Annotated in this window: 1 protein-coding gene and 2 pseudogenes; all 3 read right to left on the bottom strand. The window is 60.4% G+C overall.

Annotated features, from left to right (window positions below):
- Positions 1-437 (bottom strand): annotated as a pseudogene (locus tag EN750_RS33050) (ABC transporter permease); the annotation flags it as partial.
- Positions 434-1,348: an ABC transporter permease subunit gene (locus EN750_RS33045; protein ID WP_023810098.1), complete on the bottom strand. Its 915-nt coding sequence runs from the start codon at positions 1,346-1,348 to the stop codon at positions 434-436. The pseudogene EN750_RS33050 and the gene EN750_RS33045, both read right to left, overlap by 4 nt.
- Positions 1,349-1,411: 63 nt before the next feature.
- Positions 1,412-1,704 (bottom strand): annotated as a pseudogene (locus EN750_RS33040) (ABC transporter substrate-binding protein); the annotation flags it as partial.

Genomic DNA, 1,704 nt, shown 5'->3' with positions numbered 1-1,704 from the left:
ATGTACGGCAGCGCCAGTGTTGCATAGCCGATGACCAGCAAGGCATTGGTGCCTGTATCGGTCGCCAGGAACGGCAGCGGCGAATTCGACCCGTACATTCTGATGTAGCCGAAGACGATGACGATGGCCGGAATGACCAGCGGCAGCAGGGTAATGAATTCGACGATCGGCCGCAATTGCGGCAGCCGAAGCCGAATCCAATAAGCGGCGGGCACCACGATCAGCACGCCGAGAATGATGGTGAAAACGGCGGCCAGTACCGAATAGCCGAAGGTGGCCTGGAAGCGGGCATCGCCCAACACGACCTTGTAGGCGTCGAAGGAGTACTCCCCGCGCCGCATGCGCATCGAGAACTCCACGGTCGCGATCAGCGGGATGAAAAAGTAGGCCGCGCCAAGAGCAAAGACGAGCCAGGCCCAGAACTTTCCCGACTTCATTTCAGCCACCTCTCGGAACGGGTCCGGAACCAGATGTAGAACACATTGGCAAGACCTGTGATGACGATCATGCCGAAGGCGATGGCATAACCGAGATGGGCATTGTGCAGCACATCTCCACGGATCTGTGCATAGAGCAAAATCGGCACGATGTTGAGCGACGAGCCGGTCAGCGCATAGGCGGTGGCGATGGCGCCGAAGGCGTTGGCGAACAACAGGATCACGGTGCCGAGGAAACTCGGCCAGATCACCGGAATGACCACCATGCGCCAGTACTGGGACATGGTCGCGCCCAGCGTCGCGGCAGCCTCGCCCCATTCCTTCTTCAGCCCGTCGATGGCCGGCACGATGATCACCACCATCAGCGGTATCTGGAAATAGACATAGGTCAGTGTCAGGCCCCAGAATGACAGGATGTTGAAGCCGTGCGCGTAGATGTTAAGGCCGAACACGGTGTTCAGGATCACCGTCGCAAGGCCGAGGCGGCCGAGCGTGGCGAGGAAGGCAAAGGCCAGCGGCACGCCGGCAAAATTGGAGGCCACGCCGGAAAAGGTCAGTGTCGCCGAACGTATCCAGTCCGGCAGGCCACCGCGCACGATGGCGATGGCAATCGCCAGGCCCGCAAATGCGCCAATCAGCGATGACGCAAGACTGATCTTGATCGAAATCCAGTAGGCGGCAACGATGGACGGTTGCGCCAGCGCTGCGATGTTCTCGAGCGTGAATTCGCCGGCATCGTTCTGGAATGCACCCAGCATCAGATAGAGCGTGGGCAGGATGAGGAACATGATGGCGAAGATGAAGAAAGGCGCGACACCAAGCCATTGTGTCGGCAGCCGCATGCTGCGTGCTTCGGCGGGAGGCGCAGTCTTCCCGGTAACAGCGTGGTCGGACAATGAGATATCGGTCATGCGCCGGCTACCGTCTTCGAGAGAAGGACCGGGCGGCCGCGAAGCCGCCCGGCATGGTGTGAGTTACTTCACGTTGGCGCCGACGACGGCATCCCAGTTCTTGGTGATGGCTTCCTTGGACTTGCCCTGCTCCTCGAGTGTCGGGAATACGGCGGACGCATAGGCTTCGGCCGGCGGCAGCTTGGCCAGGATGTCAGCCGGGATCTTGCCGTTCTTGGCGAGATCGTTGAAGCGGATCGGGTGGCAATAGCCTTTCAGCCAGCCGATCTGGCCTTCGTCCGAGTAGAGGTATTCGAGCCAGAGCTTGGCTGCATTCGGATGCGGCGCGTAGGCGCTGATCGCCTGCACGTAGACAC

The sequence above is a fragment of the Mesorhizobium sp. M7A.F.Ca.ET.027.03.2.1 genome (assembly GCF_003999175.1).
Lineage (GTDB): Bacteria > Pseudomonadota > Alphaproteobacteria > Rhizobiales > Rhizobiaceae > Mesorhizobium.
Note: the sequence above shows the minus strand (reverse complement) of the source record. Positions and strands in the feature narration are given on the sequence as shown.